Consider the following 1,323-nt stretch of genomic DNA (forward strand, 5'->3'; position numbering starts at 1 on the left):
TGACGATACAGGGTGATAGTCCCGTACACGAAAATGCATCTTAAGTGAAATCGAGTAGGTCGGAGCACGTGAAACTTTGACTGAATATAGGTGGACCATCATCTAAGGCTAAATACTCCCAACTGACCGATAGTGAACCAGTACCGTGAGGGAAAGGCGAAAAGAACCCCTGTGAGGGGAGTGAAATAGAACCTGAAACCGTGTACGTACAAGCAGTAGGAGCCCACTTGTTGGGTGACTGCGTACCTTTTGTATAATGGGTCAGCGACTTATATTTTGTAGCGAGGTTAACCGATTAGGGTAGCCGTAGGGAAACCGAGTCTTAACTGGGCGTATAGTTGCAAGGTATAGACCCGAAACCCGGTGATCTAGCCATGGGCAGGTTGAAGGTTGAGTAACATCAACTGGAGGACCGAACCCACTAACGTTGAAAAGTTAGGGGATGACCTGTGGCTAGGAGTGAAAGGCTAATCAAACCGGGAGATAGCTGGTTCTCCCCGAAATCTATTTAGGTAGAGCCTCGGACGAATACTTACGGGGGTAGAGCACTGTTAAGGCTAGGGGGTCATCCCGACTTACCAACCCTTTGCAAACTCCGAATACCGTAAAGTACTATCCGGGAGACACACGGCGGGTGCTAACGTCCGTCGTGAAGAGGGAAACAACCCAGACCGCCAGCTAAGGTCCCAAAGTCATAGTTAAGTGGGAAACGATGTGGAAAGGCCCAGACAGCCAGGAGGTTGGCTTAGAAGCAGCCACCCTTTAAAGAAAGCGTAATAGCTCACTGGTCGAGTCGGTCTGCGCGGAAGATGTAACGGGGCTAAACTATGCACCGAAGCTGCGGATTCAAACTATGTTTGAGTGGTAGGGGAGCGTTCTGTAAGCCGTTGAAGGTGACCCGGGAGGGTTGCTGGAGGTATCAGAAGTGCGAATGCTGACATGAGTAACGATAATGCGGGTGAAAAACCCGCACGCCGGAAGACCAAGGGTTCCTATCCCATGTTAATCAGGGTAGGGTAAGTCGACCCCTAAGGCGAGGCCGAAAGGCGTAGTCGATGGGAAACGGGTTAATATTCCCGTACTTGGTATAATTGCGATGGGGGGACGGAGCAGGCTAAACAAGCATGGCGTTGGTTGTCCATGTGAAAGTGAGTAGGTTGGTGACTTAGGAAAATCCGGGTTGCTAAGACTGAGACACGAGACGAGCCACTAAGGTGGTGAAGTTGTTGATGCCATACTTCCAGGAAAAGCCTCTAAGCTTCAGATTATACCGAATCGTACCCCAAACCGACACAGGTGGTCAGGTAGAGAATACTAAGGCGC

The 1,323-nt window shown here is 50.3% G+C and carries 1 rRNA gene; it reads left to right on the plus strand.

The annotated features are described in order from the left end of the window. Positions 1 to 1,323: ribosomal RNA gene (locus L1267_RS23580) — 23S ribosomal RNA — on the plus strand; the annotation flags it as partial.

Source organism: Pseudoalteromonas sp. OFAV1 (genome assembly GCF_021532595.1).
GTDB lineage: Bacteria > Pseudomonadota > Gammaproteobacteria > Enterobacterales > Alteromonadaceae > Pseudoalteromonas > Pseudoalteromonas lipolytica_C.